We start from the raw sequence: 24717 nt of genomic DNA on the forward strand, positions 1-24717 counted from the left end.
GTATTTATTTTTGATTGATTTTCTTCATATTTTCTTCTAAAGCCTGAATTCTTTTATCCTTTTCAATCAGATGAAGCGTTAGCTCTTCAATTTTCTTTAATAGAATCTTATCCATTTCATTCAATGAATAGCCTTCTTTTTCTATTATTTCTGCTTTTGGCACTTCAGGAAGATGCCCATTTCTCTGAATGAATTTCTCTGTTTCACTTAAAGACTTAAGCTTATAGTCATCCTTAAAAACATAATCTGGCCAGTTTGCAGTTTCGACTTTGATCTGATGTGCTCTGATATTTCCATTGACAGAAAGTTTTTCTTTTGGACTTTCTGTTCCGATTCCCACATTGCCATTACTAATTATGTGATTTCCAGTTCCAGATACCAGTAATTTTCCAGTTGATTTTACATCACTGTGCGAATCCAAAACAACTCGCCAGTTATTAAATTGTCCGGTTCCATTTTCAGATGCTCCGTTATTCCATTGACTGATCCTGAAGTACATCCGCTTATCATCAGCCCCGAAATACATATCAGATTGCCAATGGGATAGTCTTCCATACATGGCTAATAAAGTTCCATACCGATTTGATCCAGGGCTCACACCACCTGGTCTGTAGGTAAAATAATCATCAAACAATTTAATGCTCATCGCACCTAACTGCGTTCTTGGAGCACTATCAAAATTATAAAGCGTAGCAGGGAAATTGATTTCATTTGCTTTCACAGTACCTATGACGTCCAGATTTTTGGTTGGAGAACTGGTTCCTATGCCTACATTTCCAGTGGTTGGAAAAGTATTTGTCTGTGCGAGAACAGCATTCGTTCCTAATCCCAAAAGAAGAAATAAAGTTATCTTTTTCATTATAATATGTTTATAAAGTAATTTCAATACAAAATTTGTTTCGTCTATTTTTTACTGACAGCTTCATACTCCAATAGTTTCTTTTCTACTTTTTCCAATCTCTTATCCTTTTCAATCAGATGTAGGGTCAGCTCTTCAATCTTCTTTAATAGAATTTTATCCATTTCATTCAAAGAATAGCCTTCTTTTTCTATTATTTCTGCTTTTGGCACTTCAGGAAGATGCCCATTTGTCTGAATGAATTTTTCTGTTTCACTTAAAGACTTTAGCTGATAGTCATCCTTAAAAACATAATCTGGCCAGTTTGCAGTTTCGACTTTGATCTGATGAGCTCTGATATTTCCATTGACAGAAAGTTTTTCTAAAGGAGCATCAGTCCCAATACCTACGTTACCAACACTTGTCCACTTTCCACCAGGTAATGTGATTTCTCCTTTAAAACTATTTTTGTAAATGGGTTCTGCGATGCTGGTCCCTGTTAAAGCTTCATCAACAATGGTCCAGCCTGTATAATATGTTGGTCTATTTAATCCCGAATATGCGTTGAGATACAATTTTTGGTGATATACCTTATCTACCATGAAAATAACTACTTTACTATTTTCATTCGCTAGCAGTATTTGAGGAGTATGAGCACCAGAGGAAGATATCGTTGGGGCATGAAAATATACACCCGAAGCATTTGAAAAAAGATAAAAGCATAGATGCAAATCCAGCGAAGCTGATATTCCGTAACTGAATCCCTTAATTTCTAACGATACCATATCTACAGAGGAAACAAATGGAATATTTGTCTTAATCTTTACTCCATTAACCGGTGTAGTGGTAAATGATGCCCTAGCAATATCTGGATAAACCTGTGCCTGTATTGGTTTTATTAAAAAAAGTAAACCCAAGACTACAAGTATTCTCAGGTTTTGAATCATTTTTTTTGTATTCATAAGTATCTGTATTATTTGGAATTGATTTTTATCGAATAATTCATTTATTTCTCCTAATGATAAAGTATTATTTCTTCATTTTAATCTCCGTTCGCAACTGCTCAATAACGTTCTTCAGATTATCGATTTCATCATGCTGTTTGGTTACTTCTTTATCTTTCTGTATCAAATGCAGCGTAATCTCTTCGATTTTCTTCAGTAAGGTTTTGTCCATTTCATTTAAGGAATATCCTTCTCTTCCGACTGTTTCTGCTTTTGGAACTTCTGAAAGGTGACCATTTTCTTTAATGAACTTTTCAGTTTCTACTAATGACGGAATCTGGTAATCATCTTTAAAAACATAATCTGGCCAGGTTGAAGCTGTACTTTCTACTTTGATCTGGTGTGCACGAATATTACCTTTGACGGATAATTCCTCTGTCGGATTATTAGTACCTATTCCCACCTTACCTAAAATATTAAAGTTAGACACGTGATGCGTTAACTGTCTTGTTGGTTTATAATCTACTATTTCCGATAAAACATTTGTATTTTGTGGGACACCATTAACAGCATAAACCACAAATTCCAAGCTCGTTCCTGTCGATCTTGTCCATCCAGAGAATTGAAAACCATGTGTATGGTGAGCTCCCAGATATGGTACGTCAAGTGCCAGGTATCTCTTTCCGTTATATTTACAGGTTTTCAATTTCCAAGAAAATGAATCTTCATCATTAGAAATTAAATTTGCATAGATTGCATTATAAGCTGATGAGCTATTAATATTCGCAACATTAAGTCGATTTAAATCTGTAGCGGCGCCTCTTCTTGCTACAATTGTACCCACAGTGTAATTGTCTCCGATTAGCGTTCCATCATAGATTTCGTGCAGGAGTATCAATGAATTGGTATAATGACCATTGGCTGCCGCATTGATGACCTTATGGATATAATCTCCCGATATTGTTGTTACTTGAGCTTGCCCACTAAAATAACTACAGACTAAGCATACAAATGGAATTATACTTTTCCAAAATGATTTATTCATTTTATCTATTTTATTTTTTTTCTAGTAATAATTTATCAATCAGCTGTTGTTGCTTTTGGTTAGTTTTATCCAGATCTATGATGTGCAATGTTAATTCCTCAATTTTTTTTAAAAGGATCTTATCCATTTCATTTAAAGAGTATCCTTCTTTTTCTACCGTTTCTGCTTTTGGAACTTCTGGGAGATGTCCGTTTCTTTGAATGAACTTTTCAGTTTCTTTTAGAGAAGGTAATTGATAATTTTCGTTGAATACATAATCTGGCCAGTTTGTGGTTTCTACTTTAATCTGCTTTGCTCTAATATTACCATTTACGGATAACATTTCTTTTGGAGCAACTGTTCCAACACCTACATAGCCATTTGGCAAAAAGGTCATAAACGTATCATTATAATCTCGGCCTATATATGCAAAATTGATTTTTGAAACACCGTTATCCATTCTCCCAAAAGCTCCGAATGCAACAAGACGCTCTGTGCCATCCTGATTTGAAATATTATATCCCCGAGCCCATCCGCCTGATTGACCAAAATTTGTTTTAATATTTATTCCATAGGCCGGAGTTCCTAAGCTGATATCTATTCCTGGAAAAGTTGTTTGCGCGAAAGCAGTAAGCGGTAACGATAAGAATAGACTCCATAAAATTTTCATGCTTTTTTTCATATCTTATTTTCCTTCTAATTTATTTAACCTCACAAGTACTTCTTGTAACGTATCATTTTGCTGTTTCAACTGTTTATCCTTATCAATTAATATCAAAGTCAGTTCCTCCACTTTTTTCAACAGGATTTTATCCATATCATTTAAAGAATAACCTTCTTTTTCTACTGTCTCTGCTTTTGGAACTTCTGGAAGGTGACCATTTTCTTTAATGAACTTTTCCATTTCAACTAATGTTGGAACCTGATATTCATCCTTGAAAACATAGTCAGGCCAGTTTGAGGTCTCCACTTTAATCTGGTGTGCACGGATGTTACCGTTTACAGACAACATTTCTTTTGGGGCATCGGTACCTATGCCTACAAATCCGGAATTATTAGTTACTAACACCTGTCTCCACGTTGCCCAACCGGCAGCTGTAGTTCCTGATCTAAAATAAAGTTTATTGGCTGCAAAAGCCATTTCGTGTGCAGGACCACCAGAATCATCAGACCAGCCTCTTAGCCCCAACGTATAGACATAAGCCGTTGTGGGTAAACCAATAATATTCCCCCGCTTAAACTCAGATTTTAATACGCGATTATAATCTGTTGGTATTGTAGCTCTGTCTCTTTCATCAGCAATACCAAGATATAGCGCTTGTGCCTTTACTTCACTCAAACAAAGCAAAAGACCCATTGAGGCAATTAAAATGATTCTCTTTTTCATAAGATTACTTATTTGATATTTTTAATGTTTCAATCTCTTTTTCCAATTTCAATAGCTGCTCCGCATTTGATTTTTTCTCCTGAATGATGTAGAGTGTGAGTTCTTCTATTTTCTTGAGTAAAATCTTATCCATCTCATTAAGCGAATAACCTTCTTTATGAATTACTTCAGCTTTTGGTAGCTCTGGTAGATGTCCATTCTCATTAATGTATTTTTCAACTGATTCTAAAGACTTTAAATCATAATCAGGTTGAAAAACATAATCAGGCCAGTTTGAAGTCTCCACTTTAATCTGGTGTGCACGAATATTACCTTTTACGGATAATAATTCTTGCGGTGAAATGGTACCAATACCTACATTTCCAGCGGCATTAATGATCATACGCGGGCTATCGAATGGCTTATCTTCCTGTGTTACAGCTGGAGCAGTTGTATGAAAAATAATTGAACCTTGATTATTTTGCAGGTTTCCGGGTATAACTATAGCTGCACCTGCCATTGATGAATGTTCCATCGCTGTACGTAATGAGGAACGATTAACATTGCTGTAACTTTCAATGAAGACATTAGAACCGAAAATAAGAGAACCATGATTATCACTCCCAACTGTTGTGTAGTTTTTTGGTGATTTGTCATAATTATTTCCAAAAGAAGTATTTCCAATTTTTAGAGCACCATCTAAAATTTCAAGTTTTTCCCGTGGATTATCTGTACCTATACCAAAATAGCCTCCCGTATTTGCGATCAACAGCTCCCGCCATGCTTGCCAACCTCCGGCATTTGTGCCTGATCGCAAATAAAGTTTAGTTGGAGAAAACGCCAGTTCATGTGCCGGGCCTCCAGAATCCTCTGACGATCCCCTCAACCCTAAGATATAAGCATACCCACTATTAGGTAAACCCATGATATCCCCACGTTTAAATTCAGATTTTAATTTTAGATTATAATCCGTCGGCAGTGTAATTGTGTTTCTGGTATCAGGAATAGTTAAATAAGCCGATTGTCCTCTTGCTTCACTCAAACAGATCATAGTACCTATTGCTGCTATCAGCGTAAATTTTCTTTTCATAAACTGATTACTTCTTTTTTAAATCTTCGATTTCTTTCTTTAATTCCAGCAACTGATCAGCATTAGACTTTTTCTCCTGAATGATGTACAATGTGAGTTCTTCAATTTTCTTTAATAGAATCTTATTCATTTCACCAAGCTCAACGCCATTTGCTTCAATATCCTTCGCTTTAGGCACTTCTGGAAGATGCCCATTTTTTGCGATGAAGGCTTCGACAGCGTCCAGTTGTTTCAAATCATATTCCTTTTTGAATACATAGTCAGGCCAGGTTGACGCTGTGCTTTCAACCTTGATTTCATGGCTACGGATTTTGCCGTTCACCGCCAGATCATAGTCACCAGGTATTTTGGTTTTGATTCCGACTTTCCCAGGAAAGTATACATCAGTCTGATTGTTTTCTACACTTAGCAATGAAGCGATAGTGGGTTCATTTCCGTTAACTTCCTCTATTCTAGGTCCATAGATATATTGGCAATCTGCGGTATTGGCATCATCATAGAGAAAAGTTCTAATCATCGCTAATGGATAGTTAGAACGAAATTTAAAATCCGTTGTAGATGTAATTTTCTGACCAGTCGATCCATCGTAAATACCACCGAAACTTTCTGTCGATGGATCATTACTTGCATGAACATAGCCTACTACCAGATACCATTTGTCTAGTTTGGGAAGATCTCCTGCCCAAAAATATGGATTCGAATTTGGTAAATCAGAAAGATGGTTTACGTGCCCACAACCTATATAAGTTGCACCATCCTGCGAATTTGACTTTTTTACCCAAACCGAAAATCGATACATTTTTTGATGATTAATATTGATATCTTCTCCATCAAATCCTCCGTCACTGTTACCATTACCACTAGGTTTACTTTTCCATAATACGACCGGTGTACCATGTGGACCTATACCCCATTCACGGCTATTCTCACTTTGGTCTCCCACATTCCGAAACCCGACGATCGGATCCGAACCTGTGACCCATCCTGACAGGTTGACTAAATTTTGAGCCTTAAGATTGTTTACAGTACATAAAAATATTGTAGCAAAGAGTAATTTTTTACACATGATTTTTTATAGATTTTATATCTGGATTTTTCTGTGCTACTATTATGCAGCGGAGGTTGATTAACATATTGAATAATGGCCTTTTAGCGTATAAAAACTTCAATTATAATGGATGACAACATGATGTAATTAATTATGATCCAGCAATTAAAATATGTGGATTTAATATATATGTACTGTTTAAAAAATAGAATATACGCGATAGTTAATAAAAATAGTGCTTCAGGCTAATATGAAACTTTTCAATTGGTGATAAAATTAAATAAAATAATTGAAAAATTAATATTTTACACCATTAATATACTTAGTATTAGGAAAATTAAAAGGTTAGAAGGTTAGGAAGATAGTAACGGAGTAAACGAGTGACGGAGTGACAAGTAACATAGTAACGAAGTCAGTATAAAAAGGGTTAGTGGGTTGGAAAGAAAGTGACGGAGTAAACGAGTGACTGAGTGACAAGTAACAAGACAGGAATTGTGAGTTTGTTAGATAGTTAGCTGGTTAGATGGCTGGATAGTTAGTTAAAAAGTAAGCACCCGAAGGTGCTGTACTCTTAGCAGGTCCAACGGCAAGGCGCTGCACATGTTATTCTCTCCTTAGCGTTTTCTAATCCGGGAGACCAATCGGCTGGTGATGTAGCTCACGATGGTTCCTACCGCAGCCATGCAGGCTGTCTGCAGGATATCACCGAAAGAAATGCTCGCCCATATGGAACAGATTGTTCCTCCTAATGTACCGACACGGATATCATTGGCCTTCATCGGGAACCTCCTTTCCTTTTTCGAAACTATCCTGCGGTTCGGTTTCGTTATTCTCTCCATTTCCAACTACGTAGCTTTCTGGTTCCCATTCGTATTCAATTATACCTTGATCCACTTTTAATGTGTCTGACAATTGATTTTCTGATGTCTTCATTTTGTCTACGTCTGCATGATCCGAAGATAACGATCTGACTTTGTCCTTTTCGAACGCGCTACCCAAAGTCTGCTCTGCCAACCTAGATTCCGCATCCAGATCTGGTGATTTTGAAAGTTGCTTGTCCGCATTTTGTTCTTCTTTATCATCGACCACTGTTTCGATAATACCCAGGCCCAATGCAATGTACTTGATGATGCTAAGGGCTTTTCCGGGTAATTTTATGGGTGCCATAAGTATGGTCTGTACTATTTTGTTCAATGTTTTGATAATTTTCATTTTGTTTTTTTTAAAGGTTAGTTAGTTTATTAGTAACGGAGTGACAAGTGACGGAGTGAACAAAGAAACGCTTAGAGGGTTAGTTGGTTAGCAGGTTAGTAACGTAGTAACTAGTCACGTTTGCACAAAGAAACGGTTAGAAGGCTAGTGAGTTAGTTGGTTAGATCCTCGTATTTACTACTGCCCAACTAGTCACTTTGTGAACACCTTTATACGTTATTTTATATGCAAATAGACTTCTGCTTCGTTATCCCAAAGTCCATAAACCAGTGCTTTTAGCTTTTCTAAAGCTTTTCTACTTTCTGTCCCTATGCCTTCTCCTGACAGATGGGTCACCGGTGCTATGCATCCCTGCAGCTCTTTTAAAGCATTGTTTGCGGCATGGATCAATATGGCTTCACGCCTTATTACTGCCGGGATTGCGATCTGTTCGCCATGTATTTTGAATTTTCTTTTTTCTAGCCGATACTTCCCTGCCGGAATACAACTGATCTGCGTGATATTGTTACGCCAAGGCAGTTCAATGCAATGGCAAATTTTCTCGTCCTGAAAGGTTATTGTTCCATTTGTTCCCTGCGTTCCATAAATCCGCTGGAGCTGTAGGGTATGTTTTTCTACCATCTGTTTTTATCATTTAAGGATTAAATCATATCAAGCTCTAGGTTTGCCTAGGAGTACCTAAAACTTGATAATGATGCTGTTAAAAATAAATTCTTAGATCATGCCCTGCCCATATTCCACCAATACTACAGTGGTATTTTCTGGTGTATCGACCATACTGATCCGATACCGGGTATTTTCATAATCCAGATTGTCTGCCTTGACGATATACTCCCACTCGATGCCTCCTTCATCCAAGGCAGTAGCCACACCTGTTTCAATAAGTGTATCACTGCTATCTACAATATCAATCGTAACATGCGTTACTTTGAGCACATCTTTGATCATCAGCTTGATCACATCTCCGATCTCACCGAAGTAGTTCCGGTCATCAAGACGGCGCACCGTAGGTGCTGTAAAGTAATCTTTGAAAGCGACGTTGTAGGCTGTCTGATTGATATTGGCTTTTGCCTCATATAATGCCTTCAGCGGTATGTCCAGAATTGCTTTTTTAGCATAGAGCGAAGCGTCTAGAAAACGGTTCTGCACTTTAAGCTGTTTCTCTGTATAGGGTTTTCCATCGGCACGTTTTTTACCTGTGCGTGCAATGATCGTCTGATCTCCTTTTTGGCGGAATACCAATGTTTTTCCAATTCTGCCGGATGCACCCTGCATCACGACGTTGTCTCTGGATTTTGCCATAATTTTGTTCTTTAATTTATGCGTTAAAAATCTGTTACCTGTAAGTGTTTCTGGGGCCCCTTGATCGACTTACTGAAACAAAAATTTGCATTAAAATTGACAAAAACATGCTCCAAAGTCCCCTGTGAAGGATTATGAAGTGACCGGAATAATTATGAAGGAATGTGAATAATGCTTTCTTTCTTGTGTAACACCTATATCGATGCTATAGCGCTCCTATACTCGCCCAAGCTTGTTTGCTGTGCGCAACTTGTGCATAGCAAGGGCAAAGGAAGGCTGTTTTGTTATGTGCTCGTAGGCTCGAGGGAGGGTCTGTCTTATGTGGTTGTAGGGTCGTTGTTGTGTGCTCATAGGCTGTTTGTTGTGTCGAGCTAAGGTGATTGTAGGATCAATGTTGTGTGGTTGTTTAGTCGCTCGAGCCGCGACAGGATTGTTACTCATGCCGTTACGGGCAATTACTTTTTTTTGTTAAGGATTTGATTTTATTGGCACTCAAGATTCTCTTCGAAGTTTTCCTTGATGAAAAAAGTAATCAAAAAAATCAAGGCTTTATTCCTTTATGCTATTTCACCTTGAAAACGCTAAATGAATTTAAACTCGTTGCACTCAGAAAGAAATTCATTTTTAACGCCTTTTCATATGTGAAATTACGCAGTCGGAATACTAGGCCGATTGGATAAGCCTACGGCTTTTAGGGAATGACGAAGTAACGCAGTAAACAAGTGACATGGTAACGAAGTGAAGATAGTTATGGTTAGTGGGTTAGATGGTGAGAAGGTTAGAAAGAGAGTAACGAAGTAACCGAGTGATCAAGTAACGTGGTAACGAAGTGAACATAGTTATGGCTAGATGGTGAGAGGGTTAGAAAAGCTGGATTAAACCAGCTTTATGGGCATAGTGTGCTATTCAGTCGATTATTTAAGGTTTTTCGGGTTTTGTTTTCTTTTCATGTTTTTTAAGGGTCGTGATGATATCTTCTAACAGATAATAATCTTTTTTATCCAGTTCGTAGGTTTTAAACAATTTTTTAACGGAAAAGAACTTCGTATCAGCGACTTTGAGCACTTCTTTGAGATCTGTGTTGTCCAAAATCAGGGTTTTGAGTTTTTGAAGTTCTTTCTTGGATAGCATGCTGTATATCGCGGCTAACATTTCTACTTGTTTTTCCATTAACATGTTTGTTCTGATCTGCTGTTCGATCAGTTGCTGGAGTTTTTTTTCCATGAGCATTGCGGTTGTGCCCTACAACCCTTGCCGGAGTACGCAAGTTATCGCAATAGGTTCATTTTTAAATGTCTCCTGCAGTTAGATAAACAAGCGGTTTAAGTTAAGAAGCGATAAATAAATAGTTTATATTAATTGAGTTTATTCCTTGTATACGCTATTTTATCTTTTAATTGCCGAAAAAACAATGTCCTGTCCCGTATGGGTCCAATACCCAATGGTACTGCTTTATTCAGCGTTGCCTTAAACGATTTTGAGAACTCGGAAAAGATCGTCTGGTTTTCTGTGGTCATGCTGTTGATGCTGTCTATTTTTATATTGACCTGTCCGCACTTCTCCTGTTTTGCTAGGCCATAGCCCATCCGGATTGGGATCTCCTTTCGATAGCATTCAAATTTTGCTCCTGAAGATTTTTGCTGTACACTGATCTCCTCCTGGCATTTTGTTAGCACGTCGTCGAGTTCGGATAACAACTGCATTTTGGTCGTGCTCTGCTTAAAATGTTCCAGTATTTCTGCATTTTCGATCTGATATAACAGGTTGTCGAATACACCGTCGTGCCAGACCTCGATGCTTGGTATGCGGTCGTACGCATTTTTGATGCGATCTAAAACTGGATCGAGATCCAATGTTTTGATCTGAACCACAAAATCTTCAAATTGAGCATCACAGTTCATCCTGTCGCGGACATAAGCAAACAGCATAAAATAAATGAGATTCTTATAGGGCAGTAAGTGAAAAGCAGGAATTTCATCTGCCTTTAACCAAAGGGAAGCATTCAGATCGGCAGTCATTGCTTCCAGCTGGTCTGCTATAGTTTTAATGTAATACAAATAATGATCTGGTGTTTCAACATCGAGCTTGATGTACTGAAATTCTGCGGGGATACTGACTGCTCCATCCGGTACGGTAAACAATTGATGTGTTCTGATCTTAAAAACCTGAATCAATAACTGCAATCTATCGTACGTGATCAACGTCAGTCCTTTTCTCCATCTTGCAGCCATTCCTGTGGTGACCTGCATCATGCCTGCAATACAATCGTCCATGGCAGTTACATTCTTGAAGTGTACTAAAATCAGTTTAAAAAGTTCATCTTGGTTTATCATATTAACAGTTGGTTTAGCGCAACCCTAAAAATAAATATTATTTCCTGAAAATAAAATAAACAACCCAATCAAGTAGTTTTTATTATGTAATTTTCTTTTTACAATATATCAATCTATTAAAAAAAACACTATCCCTCTAATCCTATTATATATTTTTCGTTAACACATGCAATTTAAGTGCAGTCTTTTGATATGTTTCTTCAAACAGGTAAATTATTATGCTGAGAATCTGATTAAAAGTCTTATTACTTAGAAAATTACTAACGGCAAAAAGTTAATTAACTTAAATAACTTAGTAATTATCAATACCATAAGTAAATAAGATAAGCACGCATCTTCAGTAATACACTATTGAACAGCTCAGTAAGTATAGCGCTTTCATCTCATCGTAAGAAATTGAACTCTCTGCAGGTTTGAGTACGGTCTGTGGAGAGCTTTTTAACTTTAAACGACTTCTGGTTTTTATAATGATGAACATGACAGCTGTTGGTCATCAAAAATAAAGCTTATAAACAATGGAACGAGTAGCACAATACCTTTCGCGTTATGCCCCCATCAGCGAGGAGGCTAAAGCTTATTTATTTGAATCTGGGAAAATCAAACATTACAAAAAGGATGATTATTACCTTTGGATGGGTGATGTTAAACTTGTTTCCGGATTTCTGTGGAGAGGCTGATCTCTTATGAGTTTGTTAATAAAATAGATGTAGGTAATGGAAAATAGAGAATCATATAAGATGCTTATTAAGCATCTGGAAGCTTATCGAAAGCTTAAAGATGACCAGGAAAAACTCTTGCGGCAACTTGTAACAGTCAAGTACTGTGCAGAAAAAGAAATATATCTTGAACGTGGAGGAATTGCTAAGCATCTTTGCTTTATTTACACAGGTTATGCCCTCGGTTATGAGAGAAGGGACGAAGAATCGAAACTTAGCCGTATCTGGCAATCCGGTGAGACGATACTCAAGACCGACAGCCTGCTCGCTTTCCAGCGCAGTAAAATGGACATTATCTTTCCCGAAGGTGGGCATATTATCGAGATACCTTTCGATTATATGGGACATACCACGGCGCTAGAACCATTTTTCAACTATTTGCTCTGGCAGGAAGTTGAGTATTATCAAAAACAGGAAAACTTATTCCGCCGTCACAGTAGTAAAGAGCTGATCGATTGGTTTCATCTCCAATATTCATCTGTCCGCTATAAACTTACCGACCAACAGATAGCGCAGTTTCTAGGGATTACTGTCCGCTGGTATAATAAAAATAAAAACGTTGCAACCAGAACATAAGTCCGGTGGAAATAGAAATTGATCCCTATAAATTAGGAACCTAAGCCCTAAACAGAGGAATCAATTCTATAGTAAAACATCAACTTAGCGTCTAAATTAGCATTATAATCAATTCCATACGGTTATGATGAAAAATAATTTTGCAGTGAAGGCATCACTCTTCACTTTAATCTTGGCACTGCTGGCAATCGGAACGTTTGCAGCAGTTGCAGTGATGAAGAAGAACGAAACACCTGTAGTAGCGAAGGCATCCACGACGTTTTATTACAATGGACCATCTACTAATTTGGCAACAAATGTGATGAACCCCAGTAACTGGAGTCCATCACAAGAACCAGGTTTCACATGTGGCCAGCCGACAGAGATTCCTTGTAGCCTAGATGTTCCATCCGACAAAACGATCGAAGATCATCTGGAAGATTTAGACAATCTGGCTGCTGTGCAAGAGGCCTCGCCTTCAAAAAGAAGCGAATAACCTTAACGTGGATTTTGAGTGATACCCGATCGCTCGACCACATTTTGAGGTATTAATATATTCGCTCGAGAATCATTAGGGTTTAAAAGATATTCTTTGTCCCTAATGATTCTTTTTAAGATGATACCTGCCCCCAGCTTATTCAGTCGCTTTACATCACCATACCTCACTCCGCGTCTCAAAAGCTCCTTTCTGCGCTCCTGTAATATCTTGCTCAAAATATCGTCTTCAGAGAAAGGCTGTACTTTATCAAGCCGGTGTGCAAGGAACTTTTGCAGTGTACTATATGCCTCGGCCGCATTTCCGGTCCGCGCATTACATTCTGCCCGTATCAAGTACATTTCGGCTAATGTAGGCCCACAGAAGGACCCTCCCAACCCACCACCGTAGTCTCCCCTAAAGAAAAGACCATTAGCATTCTTGTTAAAAAACAGTGATCTTCTTAAATCCCCATCTTCGTAGCTGTTATAAAGCACACTGTCCATACGGCTTATTTTTATACTAACGGAATAATATGCCGTCGTTAGATAACGTGGATAGATAACTTCCGGATTATTGTCTTCCGAAAATGGAAAAGCAGGTGCACCATTAATATGGTGATAATCAAGTAAGCTAAAACCTGCACTGATACATTTGTCGGCAAAAAATTTAGCCTGTTCATAGTTATGCATATAGAGATACACGCGGGCTAAATAAGCCCATGCTGCAGCCTTAGTAGCCCAGTAGATACTTTTTTGTTTACTGGGCAATAACAGCGATGCCGTTTGCAGATCATCGATAATGAGATCAAATGTTTCCTTTAGCGATGAGCGAACGGTCTTTTCGTTAAAGTCGTCAGTGATTTTAAGCGGAAGCCCCAATGCTGATCCTGCAGTCTTTGAATCGTATGCTTCACACCAGACCTGTGCAAGTTCGTATAGGTTGATTGCTCTATTAAAAAATCCCTGTCCCTTTACATCTGCAGAAAGAGCGCTTACACCATTTGTTTTTTCAAAACTTTGCGCGCCACTTATCGCAACATTTGCCCGGTATATATTCTTATATGCCGATGCCCAGCCTCCACTGCCGTCACATTCCTGTAGCATCGGACTATCTTCCCAAAGATAGAGGTCGCGGTTTGTTTGGCAAAAAAGTGCGTCAAATTCTTCAACAGGTACATGGTGATCGGCAGACATGACCTCACCCTCTGCCCCTGCCAATTTATTATCGACACTGTTTAAAAGTGCAAGATAATCTTCCAATGCACTCGGCACAGCAAGTTTGCCATCCGATTTAACATCCAAAAAAGAAGTACAACCCGAATGACCAAATAACAGCGCAGCAAAAATGGAAAGTAAAATGATTATTTTTTTCATGATAAGTTCAATTAGCGATTAAAAATTGATGCGGCAACCCAGTGACCACTGCCACGAAGGTCTTATTGCATTATAGTTCCGCTCATATTCAGGATCAAAATCTTTATCTGTCGACTTCCAGAGAAGACCGATATTTTCAATATTGAGAAAAACATCTGCATCCAATTTACTTCCAAACATTTTTTTCAGACCATACTGTATATTGACATACTGTAGGCGGATATGTGATGCCGATTCAATCAGTACAGAAGAATTGCGGTAGTAGTTTTCACGATTACTATTAAGCGGATAGATCATCGCCGGAACAGAGGTGATATTTTCATCTCCCGGTTCCTTCCACCTCAAACTATAATCCGAATGCGTGATATTCTGAGCAAAAAGACTGTTATAGTCAACACTACGTGTTCGCACATAATGTCCGAATTTATAGAGCAAACGAAAGTCTACCGTGAGGTTTCTATATCTGATGGTACTGCCGGCGGCTCCAAACCACCTTGGCAATGTAGGACCTTCATATACCATATCATCGAGCGCGGTATTATTGAATATTTGTCGATAGTCTTTGGATTCTACTCCATCAACATACCCTATCGGATTTCCATCAATATCCAGTCCTTTCCATGGATAAGAGAATAGAGAGTAAACAGGCTTACCGACAATCCCTGCTATTGTCCGTTCGTTGATAAAATTACGTCCAAAGTTGTTATTCAAATAATACCGTTCCACACGATCGGCACTTTTACTCAAATTGACCTGAAATTGCAGTCCCCAATCTTTTTTATCAATGGCCTTAATGCCCAATGCAAGATCTATACCCGAAGCTTTCATTTTTGCTGAGTTACGGACAACGGTTTCGCCTATTCCGGCTGTCGGGTCCATTTCATCCAATCCATAAAGATCATTACCTTTTTTCTTATACCAGTCAAATGTCAGGCTGAGTCGATCTCTCCATAAAAGAAGATCGGCACCCGCATTTAGTGTCGCTATACTCTCCCATTTTAATGAAGGATTAGCATAGGATGAAAATGTAGCAATCGGAAAATTGTTCATCACATTAGTTCCCTGATAACGAATGGTGCTGACAGAAGCCATAGAGGGATCTACATTTCCACTAAATCCATATGTGGTACGCAACGTTAATTTACTGAGCCAATTCCTATTTTCGAGAACTTTCCAGCTTCCACCAATGGACCACAGTAAATTCCATTTGTCATTGGTGCTCAATCCAAATAGATTGGTTGCATCGCGTCTTACACTTCCCGAAATATTGATTCTGTCGTGATAAGAGTAAACCGCGTTTGCAAAAACTGAGGCATACCGGACATCTGTCTGTGTGAGAAATTGTCCACTGGGAATATTGTTAAGCGCACCGGTGACCATGTCTGGAAAACGGGAGATGTAATCGACATTGGCAAATGAAAGCGTAGCAGGATTATACCCATAAAATAGCGACGACTCCCCATATCCTTTATTCATTCGGCCTTCAAAACCCAGGATCCCGGATATCGTGTGCACATCTATTTTATGATTGAAGTTCATCTGTAACCGGGCATTGTGAGCTGTTTGTCTTGCTCCGGACTGATCGAGCACACCTCCTTTAGGAACATGGTAGCTAACAGAACCATTTGAGCGGTCTATCTCGGTAAAGGCATTGATCAGGTTGCGACTAAAATAACTATCTAGATTCCTTAAGTTTTTGGTATCAGAGCGGTCAAGTACCAGGTTATATTTGAGATCAATACTCAAAGATTTTGAGAAATCATATTTTAGACCTGTATTCCAGTTCAATATCCACTGCTGGCGCTGATTGATACGGTGCCGATGATCGGTCAAGGGATAATAGTTCCAATCCAGCAATAGTCCTTCCTCGCCCTTTTGATCGATGTACGTATTATTACGCTGTGCAATCCGCAACGCCACTCCGTTTTCATCGGCAAAAACAGCATAAGGATACAGTTCATAGGTACTTTGCTTAACTTCACCATATGCCGGCATTTCAGCGGAGGTTTTAAAATGAATCAAGTTTACATCCGTCGTGAACAATATATTTTTACGGATTTTGAATGAATTATTAAGCTTGTATGTGATCCGCTCGCTTCTACTTTTGGTGCTTCCAACTTCCTTATCGTAACCAATGGATGACAGCCATGCATACACATCATTACCACCATTTCCCTGCAGATGATATTGCTGGTAGCGTGAATGATCATAAAAATGTCGCCGATACTCATCCCTTACATCTAGCCCTGCTAGATCAGACCGTAGTTTGTCGTATTCTTCTTGGGTGATCCTGTTGTTCTTCAGTCTGTCCAATGCTTCAACTATTGGCGTCAAAGGTTGCTGTGCACTGCTGATGATCCTGCTGTTGTAATATCCTTTGTCAAAAAGGAACTCCTCCATTCCGATAAAATCTGGAGAAGACATGATATCCAGTCTTCCCAGGTCCGGTGGCGCACCTACTTTCAAGGCCGTTGAAAATCTGAAGCGCTGCTTCTGATTAAACTGACCTTTCTTAGTGGTGATCACGATTACGCCGTTACCGGCACGTACACCCCAGATAGCAGATGCCGCGGCATCTTTAAGGACAGTTACATTACTAATGTCCAAGGGATTGATATCATCGAGATTTCCTTCATAGGGAAAGTTATCCACGATGACCAGCGGATTTTTCTCGGCCTTAATGGTGCTTAAGCTTCTGACCATTAATCTATTTGCAGATGTACTATTATTATCGAGCATCACACCATTAGCTAAAGCAGGAAGCATAGACGTGATACCACGTCCGATCTGCTGCTCAAGCTGTTGTGCATTTACCGACGAAAAAGATCCTGTGAGGCGGTCTTTAGGCGTGCTTTGATAGCCCGTATTGATGACCACCTCTCCGATCATCCCTTGCTTTAAGGCAAGAAGAATTGTGAGATCCGATTTCTGAAGAGCCGCATTTAGGGAAATACTGGTATCCTGATAAGATATGTGCCGAAAAGTGATCTGTTCACTCCGTACATTTTCTGCAATTGAAAAACGGCCTAATTGATCGGTTTTAGCCTTTGCAACATTTTTCAATAATACTGTAACACCTGCGATAGGATGGCGCGATTCTCTATCTATAACTACACCTGCAATCTGAGCTTTCACAGTTACGGAAACAAAAAGCATCAGAAAAAAACAAATTACTCTATTTATCATCACGTGGATCCATTAAGTTTAGCATGTCTGTCATATGTCCCTCTGTTACACTAAGCGCTATTGTCAGCGCGATCAGATCGCCACGGGGGCCGATCCACACATATCTGGGATAAATGCGATTTGGAAATAATTGCTGTAAGTAGTCATCTTCAATAATTGACTGGAAATTTCCAGTTGAAGAACTTGCTGCCAATTTATCGTTCATACGTAAAATAGTTTTATAAGTATCCTTTGTCTGATCTGGATTGACAAAAACTAGGTTTGCTCTATTGGAAAAGCGGGAAAACAACTCTTCTTTTTCTTTCATCTGACCCAGACAGATGGCGCACCATGTCGCCCAAAAGTCAAGTACCAACAATTTGCCACGAAAAGCTTCCATTGTTTGCCGTGTGGTGTCACCATTATTATAGATCAGATATTCCTTTTTCCAAAACTCTTCCGGAACTTTTTGGCCTACTGCCAATGCCTGCAAGTTGTTTAACCCATCAGCCCCGCTGTCCTTGCGGGGCGTCTGAGCTGACAAAATAAACATATGTAACAAAGCGATCCCGAGTAAAAGGATTGCTTTGCTCTTCCATAGCTTACGGAGTAAAGTGATGGGGTCAATAAACATGATGGCATTAGCAAGTCTAGCGGCTTGCAAAGCTGTCTGAAAAGGTTGTCGGATTGCTGTAGTTTTTTGCTGTACAGCATAGTGGGACAGCCCTTTAAAATAGGCAAGTTCTCTCCCACCCTTGTAAAAATTGTTCATTTTTAAAGGTTTTTAGAGCTGTGACCTAGTAACAAAAGATTACCTTGCAGATACTGACAAACGCATCCACATGATCCTAAGCCTAGCGTAGGTCACAAATAAATAATATGGTTAATTGCTTTAGAATGCGTTATAAAGTTATCATACAGGTTTCATATCGGTCATCGAAACGCATTCTATTAGAAAATCGCCATAATGGCTACATGGGCCAACCTAGTCAGCCGGAGATTTGATGTTTTGTTTTGATTGTACGGTTTGTCTCATTATCACATATTTATAAGTTATAGCCTACAGTTCCGAAATCGCGTAATGGGAACATTGCCCGATATCGAATTCAGTCTCACCGAAAAACCCGATTTTATTCTTAAAAAGACTTGGGTAAGGAAAAATATTATCCCGCTGTTCTTCCACCCCAAACCCAAGTCTCATCTGTTGCTCGCTTAAGACCCGCAGACTTTAAGCGAGCTTATTTTAGCACTAGGCCAGTACACCTGCTGTATAAAATGCAAGCGTAGCTGACCAGTGCAAGGTAGATGTAGGTAATCTTTATGTTGACCGAAGTCAATCGTTCTTTTGTATTCATCATTTATGATCGGTTTTATGATTTCGGTTAAAAAAATCATAGATATTTTTGCTGACCTCCAGTTCGTGCTGGATAATCTTACATTTCACAAATTTTGAAGTATCTATTTCTCCAATATCGATATTGCTGTCGTGCGCTATATGATAAGCCATGCACAGTTTAGTCAGCGCTATGATAAACTCCTGCATACGTTCTACGTCAAACTGCAATTTATTATTTTCGGGATTGCCGTTATAGACGATCAATAATTCTTGTGTATGGTCACGAAAGCTTTTGATATCGTACGTGCTCCAGAAATCCATTATACTATTTACAGGATCGTAATTCTTATGGTGCACTTCATAAAGCGTAAGATCAAAATCAACCAATTGCGTTAAAAACTTCTTCATTGTATCGTAATTTAATTTATACTTTATGGCACGAAAGAGATCGTTCCGCTAAGTAATAGAGGTTTTAAGACCGTAATCTAAAAGCATAGCATTCCCTTCCCGACCGAAATCAGGTGTTCAAGGGCTTAAATAATTCTAGGCCACTATAACTAAAAAGTTAATAAAAGTTCAGACCGCGTTTGAATGAAGTGATCACAAGTGTAAATATTGGCGTTACGCAATCCGTAGTGTTAAGAGCCAAATCTTATTTGGCGAAGCCGACCGAGCTACTCGGGGGCTGTGATAATGTTTTTTGATTGTTGTTTTTTGTTCATTGTCTTATTATTTGAATGCTTATTGAACAAAAAGAACCTCTCATAATATGGTGATGGGCGGTCCCTCTAGTTACATACAAGGAGCCTGTAGGAGGGCTGAGCGCATGCACAAGAAGGGCCCATCGTGTCTTTTTTTTACGAAGATACTAAATGGGCACCGAATTCTTGTTACTTGCGTGCTCTGAAACTTCCTACATTTCCTTACACAAGTATCTTATTCAGATGCCTAAAAATAGAGCGAATCTATCATTTTTTTATTTCTCTAATTACATAACGCTAATATAGTAAAAAAATCTGAAATGCGGTTATATATTACCGCAAAATTATTCATTTAATTTCTGTTATTACGTAAAAAGATTAAATGGAAAAGGACCTTAGTAAAATTAAAACTGATTTTGGTGCGCAAGTACGTAAATTAAGAGACAGTAAAAAATATTCTTTACGTTTTTTAGCCACTAAATGTAATATTGACGATAGTAATATATCGAAAATTGAAAACGGTAAATTTGACATTCAGTTATCAACAATAATTGAACTAGCAAAAGGTTTGGGTGAACACCCATCCCGCTTATTAGAATATGATTTTGGTCCGGATTTTCCTGAAAAAGAGTAATTAAAAATCAGAGAGGATAACGGTTGATCTTAAGAATTTTTGGCACAATTGTGCGTAATTAATATTATACCATTGTAAAGAATAAAAAGAATATTTCCATTGCGGACAGATTATGAAATTCTTGTCCATAATATTGTAAAGACAGTTATGGCTATGAATACAAAAGTGCGACCAATACTCTATATTACAAATGTTGAGAATCCATCCAATAGAGCGAAATATAATATTGACCACATTAATTTACTTGCTGACCATTTTGGAATGTCCCCCAAAAGATTTTTTGCCTGAAAAGGCTATGTTGTAGTCTGGCAACAAAAATAATTATTGACATTGTTCTCATGGCTGAAAAACAATACAAATATCAAGAATATTTGAAAAAGCTCGGTAAACAAATAAAAAAATCAGAGATGATAAGGATTTATCTCAAGAATTTTTGGCACAACTTTGCGAAATAGATGTTAGACAATTAAGACTCATTAAAAGAGCCGAAACAAACTTCACAATATCCATCTTAAAAAAAATACAGGTAAATCTAATATACCATTTTATTAAGATTTTGGATTTTACAGGGTGAAACTCGATAAAGTTTTGAAATAAAAATGAGCAATCAAATAAATCTTGATCGCTCACTTTATCTTTAATATTTCACTTTAAATAAATCCTTAATTTTGATGGACTTATTGCTACTACTTCTTTTTAAAATGAATATACATAGTATCAAGTTTATTACCATAAATAGCGTACATACTATCTTTAATACTTTCAATGTCTCGAGATCTATTTGATAAAATACTTGATTCCGACAAAATCTTATCACGAAGTATTGAGGTATTGTCGTAATAAAAAAATACCTGAATACTCTCTCTAAAATCTGGTAAATTAAAGATGGTGTCTCTACCATTAACTCTAATCTTAATAATATTCTTACTTGATTTGGTAACGGGTATTTTTTTAATTAGAATAGAGGTGTCAATCATTTTATTTTTAATAACTGTATCAACTATTATAATTTTATCTAATGATATTTTAATATTACTACTATCAATACCATTAATTCGAGCTGAATTAAAAAAGAATTCACAATTAATATTTGGTTTAACGCATGCGCTACAAACCAATACTAAAACAAACATTAGAAATTTGTATCTATTCATAATTTTAATTTTGAGTAGGATAAGGAATTCTCATCATATAACTACGAGGACCAATATATGGCATCTTATCTGTTGAATAGTTTCTCGTATTAGGTGTTTTATTGATTATGAATGATTTATTTGGTCCAATATTCACATTGTTTCCAGTTACCTCCCTTAATTGTTGTCCAGAAAAATTAGCATTTTGTCCCGTATATGACATTGGATCTTTAACACTGTTAGATTCAGGATGCTTTAATCCCAAACTATGACCAATTTCATGAAAAGCTGTTGCAGTCATAGATGAAAAGGTACCAATTTCAACATAACTTACCAGGCCTCCAATCATAGCCATTCCAACAGCCTCTCCCCCTCCTAATTTCGCATCTCCTTCACCAAGTACACGATCGACCATAACAACTAAATGATCACCGCTTTTAACACTGAACATATTATCAACACCTTCAAATTTTGCTGATATACTATAATTATCTATAGATGAACCTCCTAAAGAATTTACTGCTGAAGTAGAACCTTTTTGGCTATTTAATCTTGTTGTTAGTGCTGAAGCAAGTTGATCTGAAGTTGTATAACTCATACCAGCTTTCAATACTTTACCTGTAATATTAATTGTATGATTTTGAATTATATCATTCCCCTTTCTAATAGGTTCTGATGATGTTATCCAAATGCTATCACCATTTATATCAATGTTTTTGATAGGATCTAAACCAGCATAAGAATAAGGAGAAATGTTAGAATATTTAGATGCAAAACGATCAATCACGTTCCATCTACCTATTTCTGCATCATAGAATCTAGCTCCGTAATCATACTGGCCTCCAAGCTCGCCCTGAGTTTCTTTACCATTATAAAGATACTTATTATTTCCACCGGCTACAACTTTCTGTTTTCCAAATGGGTAATAGTTGTCTCGTTGCGTAACATCTACTGCTGTAGCTGTACTTCCACGTTTGAGAGTAGCCCTGACGTTGCCCAGATGATCAGCCAGATTATAATGGTAGACATAGTTCGTGCCGCTCTTAAGCGCATACCCTACAGTATTATGGATGATATCGATAACTGTACCATTGTACTCTATACCGTCGATATAATCTCTACTACTGTTGACCGTACCGACCGTAGATTTTTTCTGGAGCTTAGTTCCTGTGGCATCATAAAGATAAGTGACACTAGTACCTGTCTTACTCGCACTCTGTGGAAGGTTCAGGTAGTTATAGCTGAATAGCATACCTGTCCGGTCTTTGGTTGCATTGCCATTGCCATCATAAGTATACGTACCTTCAAGACCACCAGTAAGACCGGTGAGCTTATTACCGTTGTAGGCATAAGTGGTTACGGCCAGCGCGTCGCGCTTCAATGTCTTGATATTGCCCATACCAAGTTCATCATACGTAATTATCTCTGACATACTTGCCGTTCCTGCCGGTGTACTCACACCGCTCAACAAGCGGTTGAGTTTGTCATAGCTATAGCTGAACGTATTTGGCAGTGTAGCATCATCTCCCCAGAGCTGCTGGCTGATGTTCCCGTTCCATTGCGGACTGCTACCGTCCTGATATTTCAGATGCTGACTGAACTTGGGTGAGCTGCTCTTGGTCCGCCAACCCCGCTCATTGTAGCTGAACGTACTGGTATTGACAAAGGCTGTTTCTGTGCCTGCTTTACCTACAGAAGTGGCTTTCAACTGGCCGATCTCATTGTAACTGTTGGACGCCAGAATTACCTCTGCCTGAGAACCGATCCTTTCTTTTGTAGCTATCAGTCTGCCGACATGGTCGTATTCATGTTTAGTTAAAATCGTAGTAGCTATTCCTGTTTTTGGTGTATGCACACGTGTACTGGTCTCCAGCTCACCAACAAAACTATAAGTATTGGTAACGACATCTTTACCTTGCAGGTGATTTGTACTGCTCTGGTTGACAACGCGGCCATAATCGTCATAATAGCTGACCTTCCATAGCCATTCTGTACCATTTAAGATTTTACTTTTACTGGCAACCTCAAGTCCTTTAATTTTTTTACTATAAGAAGCTTCGTTACTGAATGGAATATTAGGTACATCTGAATACCGGTCATAATAACTTACCGTAAGCACGGTGATGTTGTCTGTATTCTGTGGTATGGTATTGTTGGTATACCCCTCCATAACACTGCCCCGATCTTCCCATAATGGTCCCGTAAAATCTTTTAATGCCTGCTGAAGATAAACATGGTTGTCTCCTTCGTGACCTTTTTCGACCCCCGTCATTACAACGCGGCCAAAGACATCATATTTGATAAAACTCCATTCCTTCCTTTTAAGCTGTTCGGCGTCACGGGTAAATACCACCTGATCATTGTTATTGTAAACCAGATATTCCCAACCCTTACCTGGAATCTTTTTGTTGGTCAGCCTTCTTCTCTCATCGTACTTATAGGCGTAGATATACTTTTCAAAATTGGGATCGGCAGCCAGTTCTGTAAAACTTGCTGCAGTTACTGCCGGAGGAAGTACGTAGCGAAGGTCTCCAAAGTCGTCATACACGTAATAGGTATTGAGCGCTTTGCTCTCTGTTTCCCAGACACGCTTAAGTACTACCCTGCCTTCAAAGTCTTTGTACTCATCGGTTGAACCTGCTCTGGCAGTGGTATTAACGGTATTCTCGTCACGTAGCGTAGTCCGGTAAAGTTTGCCAGCGGCATAATTGGCTGAACCGGAAGCGCCATTAGCGGTAACCGTCCACAGTTTCACAACATCGAGCCCCGTAGCGGTATTGGTCCCGTACGTTGTTTTAACGGTATGCCCTGTTCCTGCTGCGGCCAATGGTTGCCAGTCTGCTCCGGGTGCGCCCTGCTCCTGCACACGGTTCAAAGGACTGTTTTCAAAAACGGTTACCGCAAAGGGTTTATCCGTGCGGACAATACCTGCAATGTCTGTTCCTGCCGTTTTATTATAAAAATTTACGACGGCTCCGTTACCGCCTGTTTTATAGGATCCGTTACCCTGACTGTGGACATAGGGTAAATATTTGGTGCTTTCACGTCCAAATCCGTCATACTCGATATGCTGAACAATATCTTTATAACTCGGGGATGCCATCAGCTGTACCGTCTGCAGGGGCCTACCAAGCCCGTCAATATACTGAACGCTCTGGTTTTCCTGACCGATATTTCGGGTAGCATTTAAGTTCAGCAGTGTTACGCCGGGTTCCCTAAAAATTTTTGTCAGGATATAATTTTGCCCTGCACTTGGCTGGCTGACAAGTGTTGGAAAGGCCACAATGGAAATTGTCACGTTTCTCCCAGATGGTATGGTAAAGCCATTTTTGAGCGTAATGCTGTTCAGGGCCTGGATACTGGTCTGGTTGGTATAAGCACTCAGTATAGTATCTTTGGGCAAAACCTGAGATTGTGCATTTAGTCCTAATGCAATTGCTATCGTTATTAAAATTTCTCTTTTCATGAC

At 38.6% G+C, this 24717-nt stretch carries 23 protein-coding genes; 5 read left to right on the plus strand and 18 right to left on the minus strand.

Annotation, left to right across the window (positions count from 1 at the left end; translation table 11 throughout):
• Positions 1–4: 4 nt before the first annotated feature.
• The 12 genes from ACFS6I_RS10815 to ACFS6I_RS10870 all read right to left on the minus strand — a co-directional run bounded on the left by ACFS6I_RS10815 (position 5) and on the right by ACFS6I_RS10870 (position 11157).
• Positions 5–859 carry a hypothetical protein gene (locus ACFS6I_RS10815; RefSeq protein ID WP_380920385.1) on the minus strand — a complete coding sequence of 285 codons (855 nt, stop codon included), beginning with the start codon at positions 857–859 and terminating at the stop codon, positions 5–7.
• 44 nt (positions 860–903) lie between these two features.
• Positions 904–1800 carry a hypothetical protein gene (locus ACFS6I_RS10820; protein WP_380920387.1) on the minus strand — a complete coding sequence of 299 codons (897 nt, stop codon included), beginning with the start codon at positions 1798–1800 and terminating at the stop codon, positions 904–906.
• A gap of 67 nt (positions 1801–1867) precedes the next feature.
• Positions 1868–2827, minus strand: a complete 960-nt coding sequence (locus ACFS6I_RS10825) for a hypothetical protein (protein WP_380920389.1) — start codon at positions 2825–2827, stop codon at positions 1868–1870.
• Positions 2828–2837: 10 nt separating this feature from the next.
• Positions 2838–3488, minus strand: coding sequence for a hypothetical protein (locus ACFS6I_RS10830; RefSeq protein ID WP_380920391.1), 651 nt, complete (start codon positions 3486–3488; stop codon positions 2838–2840).
• A 3-nt stretch (positions 3489–3491) separates the two neighbouring features.
• Complete coding sequence (locus tag ACFS6I_RS10835) at positions 3492–4193, minus strand: hypothetical protein (protein ID WP_380920393.1); 702 nt, start codon at positions 4191–4193, stop codon at positions 3492–3494.
• Between the two features lie 4 nt (positions 4194–4197).
• Positions 4198–5262, minus strand: coding sequence for a hypothetical protein (locus tag ACFS6I_RS10840; RefSeq protein WP_380920395.1), 1065 nt, complete (start codon positions 5260–5262; stop codon positions 4198–4200).
• A 7-nt stretch (positions 5263–5269) separates the two neighbouring features.
• On the minus strand, positions 5270–6328 hold the full coding sequence (locus ACFS6I_RS10845; protein WP_380920397.1) for a hypothetical protein: 1059 nt from the start codon (positions 6326–6328) through the stop codon (positions 5270–5272).
• A gap of 747 nt (positions 6329–7075) precedes the next feature.
• Positions 7076–7522: a hypothetical protein gene (locus tag ACFS6I_RS10850; protein ID WP_380920399.1), complete on the minus strand. Its 447-nt coding sequence runs from the start codon at positions 7520–7522 to the stop codon at positions 7076–7078.
• Positions 7523–7738: 216 nt separating this feature from the next.
• Positions 7739–8143 (minus strand): DUF5675 family protein, encoded by a 405-nt coding sequence (locus tag ACFS6I_RS10855; RefSeq protein WP_380920401.1) that lies wholly within the window; start codon positions 8141–8143, stop codon positions 7739–7741.
• Positions 8144–8236: 93 nt separating this feature from the next.
• Positions 8237–8824, minus strand: coding sequence for a hypothetical protein (locus tag ACFS6I_RS10860; protein WP_380920403.1), 588 nt, complete (start codon positions 8822–8824; stop codon positions 8237–8239).
• Positions 8825–9742: 918 nt separating this feature from the next.
• On the minus strand, positions 9743–10048 hold the full coding sequence (locus ACFS6I_RS10865) for a hypothetical protein (RefSeq protein WP_380920405.1): 306 nt from the start codon (positions 10046–10048) through the stop codon (positions 9743–9745).
• 131 nt (positions 10049–10179) lie between these two features.
• Positions 10180–11157 (minus strand): hypothetical protein, encoded by a 978-nt coding sequence (locus tag ACFS6I_RS10870; RefSeq protein ID WP_380920407.1) that lies wholly within the window; start codon positions 11155–11157, stop codon positions 10180–10182.
• A gap of 515 nt (positions 11158–11672) precedes the next feature.
• Here ACFS6I_RS10870 and ACFS6I_RS10875 point away from each other — a divergent pair.
• The 3 genes from ACFS6I_RS10875 (at position 11673) to ACFS6I_RS10885 (ending at position 12924) form a co-directional block, all read left to right on the plus strand.
• Positions 11673–11834, plus strand: a complete 162-nt coding sequence (locus tag ACFS6I_RS10875; protein WP_380920409.1) for a hypothetical protein — start codon at positions 11673–11675, stop codon at positions 11832–11834.
• A gap of 36 nt (positions 11835–11870) precedes the next feature.
• Positions 11871–12449 carry a hypothetical protein gene (locus tag ACFS6I_RS10880; RefSeq protein WP_380920411.1) on the plus strand — a complete coding sequence of 193 codons (579 nt, stop codon included), beginning with the start codon at positions 11871–11873 and terminating at the stop codon, positions 12447–12449.
• A gap of 145 nt (positions 12450–12594) precedes the next feature.
• Positions 12595–12924: a hypothetical protein gene (locus ACFS6I_RS10885; RefSeq protein ID WP_380920413.1), complete on the plus strand. Its 330-nt coding sequence runs from the start codon at positions 12595–12597 to the stop codon at positions 12922–12924.
• Between the two features lie 2 nt (positions 12925–12926).
• On the opposite strand, the gene ACFS6I_RS10890 is transcribed toward ACFS6I_RS10885, so the two are convergent.
• The 4 genes from ACFS6I_RS10890 to ACFS6I_RS10905 all read right to left on the minus strand — a co-directional run bounded on the left by ACFS6I_RS10890 (position 12927) and on the right by ACFS6I_RS10905 (position 19188).
• The gene (locus ACFS6I_RS10890; protein WP_380920415.1) at positions 12927–14279 is read right to left on the minus strand and encodes a RagB/SusD family nutrient uptake outer membrane protein; all 1353 of its coding nucleotides are present in this window, start codon (positions 14277–14279) and stop codon (positions 12927–12929) included.
• An 18-nt stretch (positions 14280–14297) separates the two neighbouring features.
• Positions 14298–17465: a SusC/RagA family TonB-linked outer membrane protein gene (locus tag ACFS6I_RS10895; RefSeq protein ID WP_380920417.1), complete on the minus strand. Its 3168-nt coding sequence runs from the start codon at positions 17463–17465 to the stop codon at positions 14298–14300.
• On the minus strand, positions 17455–18216 hold the full coding sequence (locus ACFS6I_RS10900) for a TlpA family protein disulfide reductase (RefSeq protein WP_380920419.1): 762 nt from the start codon (positions 18214–18216) through the stop codon (positions 17455–17457). Before ACFS6I_RS10900 ends, ACFS6I_RS10895 begins: the two co-directional genes overlap by 11 nt.
• A gap of 582 nt (positions 18217–18798) precedes the next feature.
• Positions 18799–19188 (minus strand): hypothetical protein, encoded by a 390-nt coding sequence (locus ACFS6I_RS10905; RefSeq protein WP_380920421.1) that lies wholly within the window; start codon positions 19186–19188, stop codon positions 18799–18801.
• A 675-nt stretch (positions 19189–19863) separates the two neighbouring features.
• Between ACFS6I_RS10905 and ACFS6I_RS10910 the strand changes: the two genes are divergently transcribed.
• Both ACFS6I_RS10910 and ACFS6I_RS10915 read left to right on the plus strand, forming a co-directional pair.
• The gene (locus tag ACFS6I_RS10910; protein WP_380920423.1) at positions 19864–20115 is read left to right on the plus strand and encodes a helix-turn-helix domain-containing protein; all 252 of its coding nucleotides are present in this window, start codon (positions 19864–19866) and stop codon (positions 20113–20115) included.
• Positions 20116–20515: 400 nt separating this feature from the next.
• Positions 20516–20689: an XRE family transcriptional regulator gene (locus tag ACFS6I_RS10915; protein ID WP_380920915.1), complete on the plus strand. Its 174-nt coding sequence runs from the start codon at positions 20516–20518 to the stop codon at positions 20687–20689.
• A 112-nt stretch (positions 20690–20801) separates the two neighbouring features.
• Here the strand turns inward: ACFS6I_RS10915 and ACFS6I_RS10920 are convergent, their stop codons facing one another.
• Both ACFS6I_RS10920 and ACFS6I_RS10925 read right to left on the minus strand, forming a co-directional pair.
• A complete protein-coding gene (locus ACFS6I_RS10920) occupies positions 20802–21269 on the minus strand; it encodes a hypothetical protein (RefSeq protein WP_380920424.1) in 468 nt (155 codons plus the stop codon).
• Between the two features lie 4 nt (positions 21270–21273).
• Positions 21274–24714: a DUF6443 domain-containing protein gene (locus ACFS6I_RS10925; protein ID WP_380920426.1), complete on the minus strand. Its 3441-nt coding sequence runs from the start codon at positions 24712–24714 to the stop codon at positions 21274–21276.
• Positions 24715–24717: the final 3 nt, after the last annotated feature.

Source organism: Sphingobacterium anhuiense (assembly GCF_042686355.1).
GTDB classification, from domain to species: domain Bacteria; phylum Bacteroidota; class Bacteroidia; order Sphingobacteriales; family Sphingobacteriaceae; genus Sphingobacterium; species Sphingobacterium anhuiense.

What these genes read in the sequence shown, in the direction of transcription:
- ACFS6I_RS10845 (WP_380920397.1), bottom strand. Translation starts at nt 6,328, where the DNA reads ATGTGTAAAAAATTACTCTTTGCTACAATATTTTTATGTACTGTAAAC.
- ACFS6I_RS10910 (WP_380920423.1), top strand. Translation starts at nt 19,864, where the DNA reads ATGGAAAAGGACCTTAGTAAAATTAAAACTGATTTTGGTGCGCAAGTA.
- ACFS6I_RS10890 (WP_380920415.1), bottom strand. Translation starts at nt 14,279, where the DNA reads ATGAAAAAAATAATCATTTTACTTTCCATTTTTGCTGCGCTGTTATTT.
- ACFS6I_RS10820 (WP_380920387.1), bottom strand. Translation starts at nt 1,800, where the DNA reads ATGAATACAAAAAAAATGATTCAAAACCTGAGAATACTTGTAGTCTTG.
- ACFS6I_RS10860 (WP_380920403.1), bottom strand. Translation starts at nt 8,824, where the DNA reads ATGGCAAAATCCAGAGACAACGTCGTGATGCAGGGTGCATCCGGCAGA.
- ACFS6I_RS10925 (WP_380920426.1), bottom strand. Translation starts at nt 24,714, where the DNA reads ATGAAAAGAGAAATTTTAATAACGATAGCAATTGCATTAGGACTAAAT.
- ACFS6I_RS10895 (WP_380920417.1), bottom strand. Translation starts at nt 17,465, where the DNA reads ATGATAAATAGAGTAATTTGTTTTTTTCTGATGCTTTTTGTTTCCGTA.
- ACFS6I_RS10880 (WP_380920411.1), top strand. Translation starts at nt 11,871, where the DNA reads ATGGAAAATAGAGAATCATATAAGATGCTTATTAAGCATCTGGAAGCT.
- ACFS6I_RS10900 (WP_380920419.1), bottom strand. Translation starts at nt 18,216, where the DNA reads ATGAACAATTTTTACAAGGGTGGGAGAGAACTTGCCTATTTTAAAGGG.
- ACFS6I_RS10815 (WP_380920385.1), bottom strand. Translation starts at nt 859, where the DNA reads ATGAAAAAGATAACTTTATTTCTTCTTTTGGGATTAGGAACGAATGCT.
- ACFS6I_RS10875 (WP_380920409.1), top strand. Translation starts at nt 11,673, where the DNA reads ATGGAACGAGTAGCACAATACCTTTCGCGTTATGCCCCCATCAGCGAG.
- ACFS6I_RS10920 (WP_380920424.1), bottom strand. Translation starts at nt 21,269, where the DNA reads ATGAATAGATACAAATTTCTAATGTTTGTTTTAGTATTGGTTTGTAGC.
- ACFS6I_RS10870 (WP_380920407.1), bottom strand. Translation starts at nt 11,157, where the DNA reads ATGATAAACCAAGATGAACTTTTTAAACTGATTTTAGTACACTTCAAG.
- ACFS6I_RS10905 (WP_380920421.1), bottom strand. Translation starts at nt 19,188, where the DNA reads ATGAAGAAGTTTTTAACGCAATTGGTTGATTTTGATCTTACGCTTTAT.
- ACFS6I_RS10840 (WP_380920395.1), bottom strand. Translation starts at nt 5,262, where the DNA reads ATGAAAAGAAAATTTACGCTGATAGCAGCAATAGGTACTATGATCTGT.
- ACFS6I_RS10830 (WP_380920391.1), bottom strand. Translation starts at nt 3,488, where the DNA reads ATGAAAAAAAGCATGAAAATTTTATGGAGTCTATTCTTATCGTTACCG.
- ACFS6I_RS10855 (WP_380920401.1), bottom strand. Translation starts at nt 8,143, where the DNA reads ATGGTAGAAAAACATACCCTACAGCTCCAGCGGATTTATGGAACGCAG.
- ACFS6I_RS10835 (WP_380920393.1), bottom strand. Translation starts at nt 4,193, where the DNA reads ATGAAAAAGAGAATCATTTTAATTGCCTCAATGGGTCTTTTGCTTTGT.
- ACFS6I_RS10850 (WP_380920399.1), bottom strand. Translation starts at nt 7,522, where the DNA reads ATGAAAATTATCAAAACATTGAACAAAATAGTACAGACCATACTTATG.
- ACFS6I_RS10825 (WP_380920389.1), bottom strand. Translation starts at nt 2,827, where the DNA reads ATGAATAAATCATTTTGGAAAAGTATAATTCCATTTGTATGCTTAGTC.
- ACFS6I_RS10865 (WP_380920405.1), bottom strand. Translation starts at nt 10,048, where the DNA reads ATGGAAAAAAAACTCCAGCAACTGATCGAACAGCAGATCAGAACAAAC.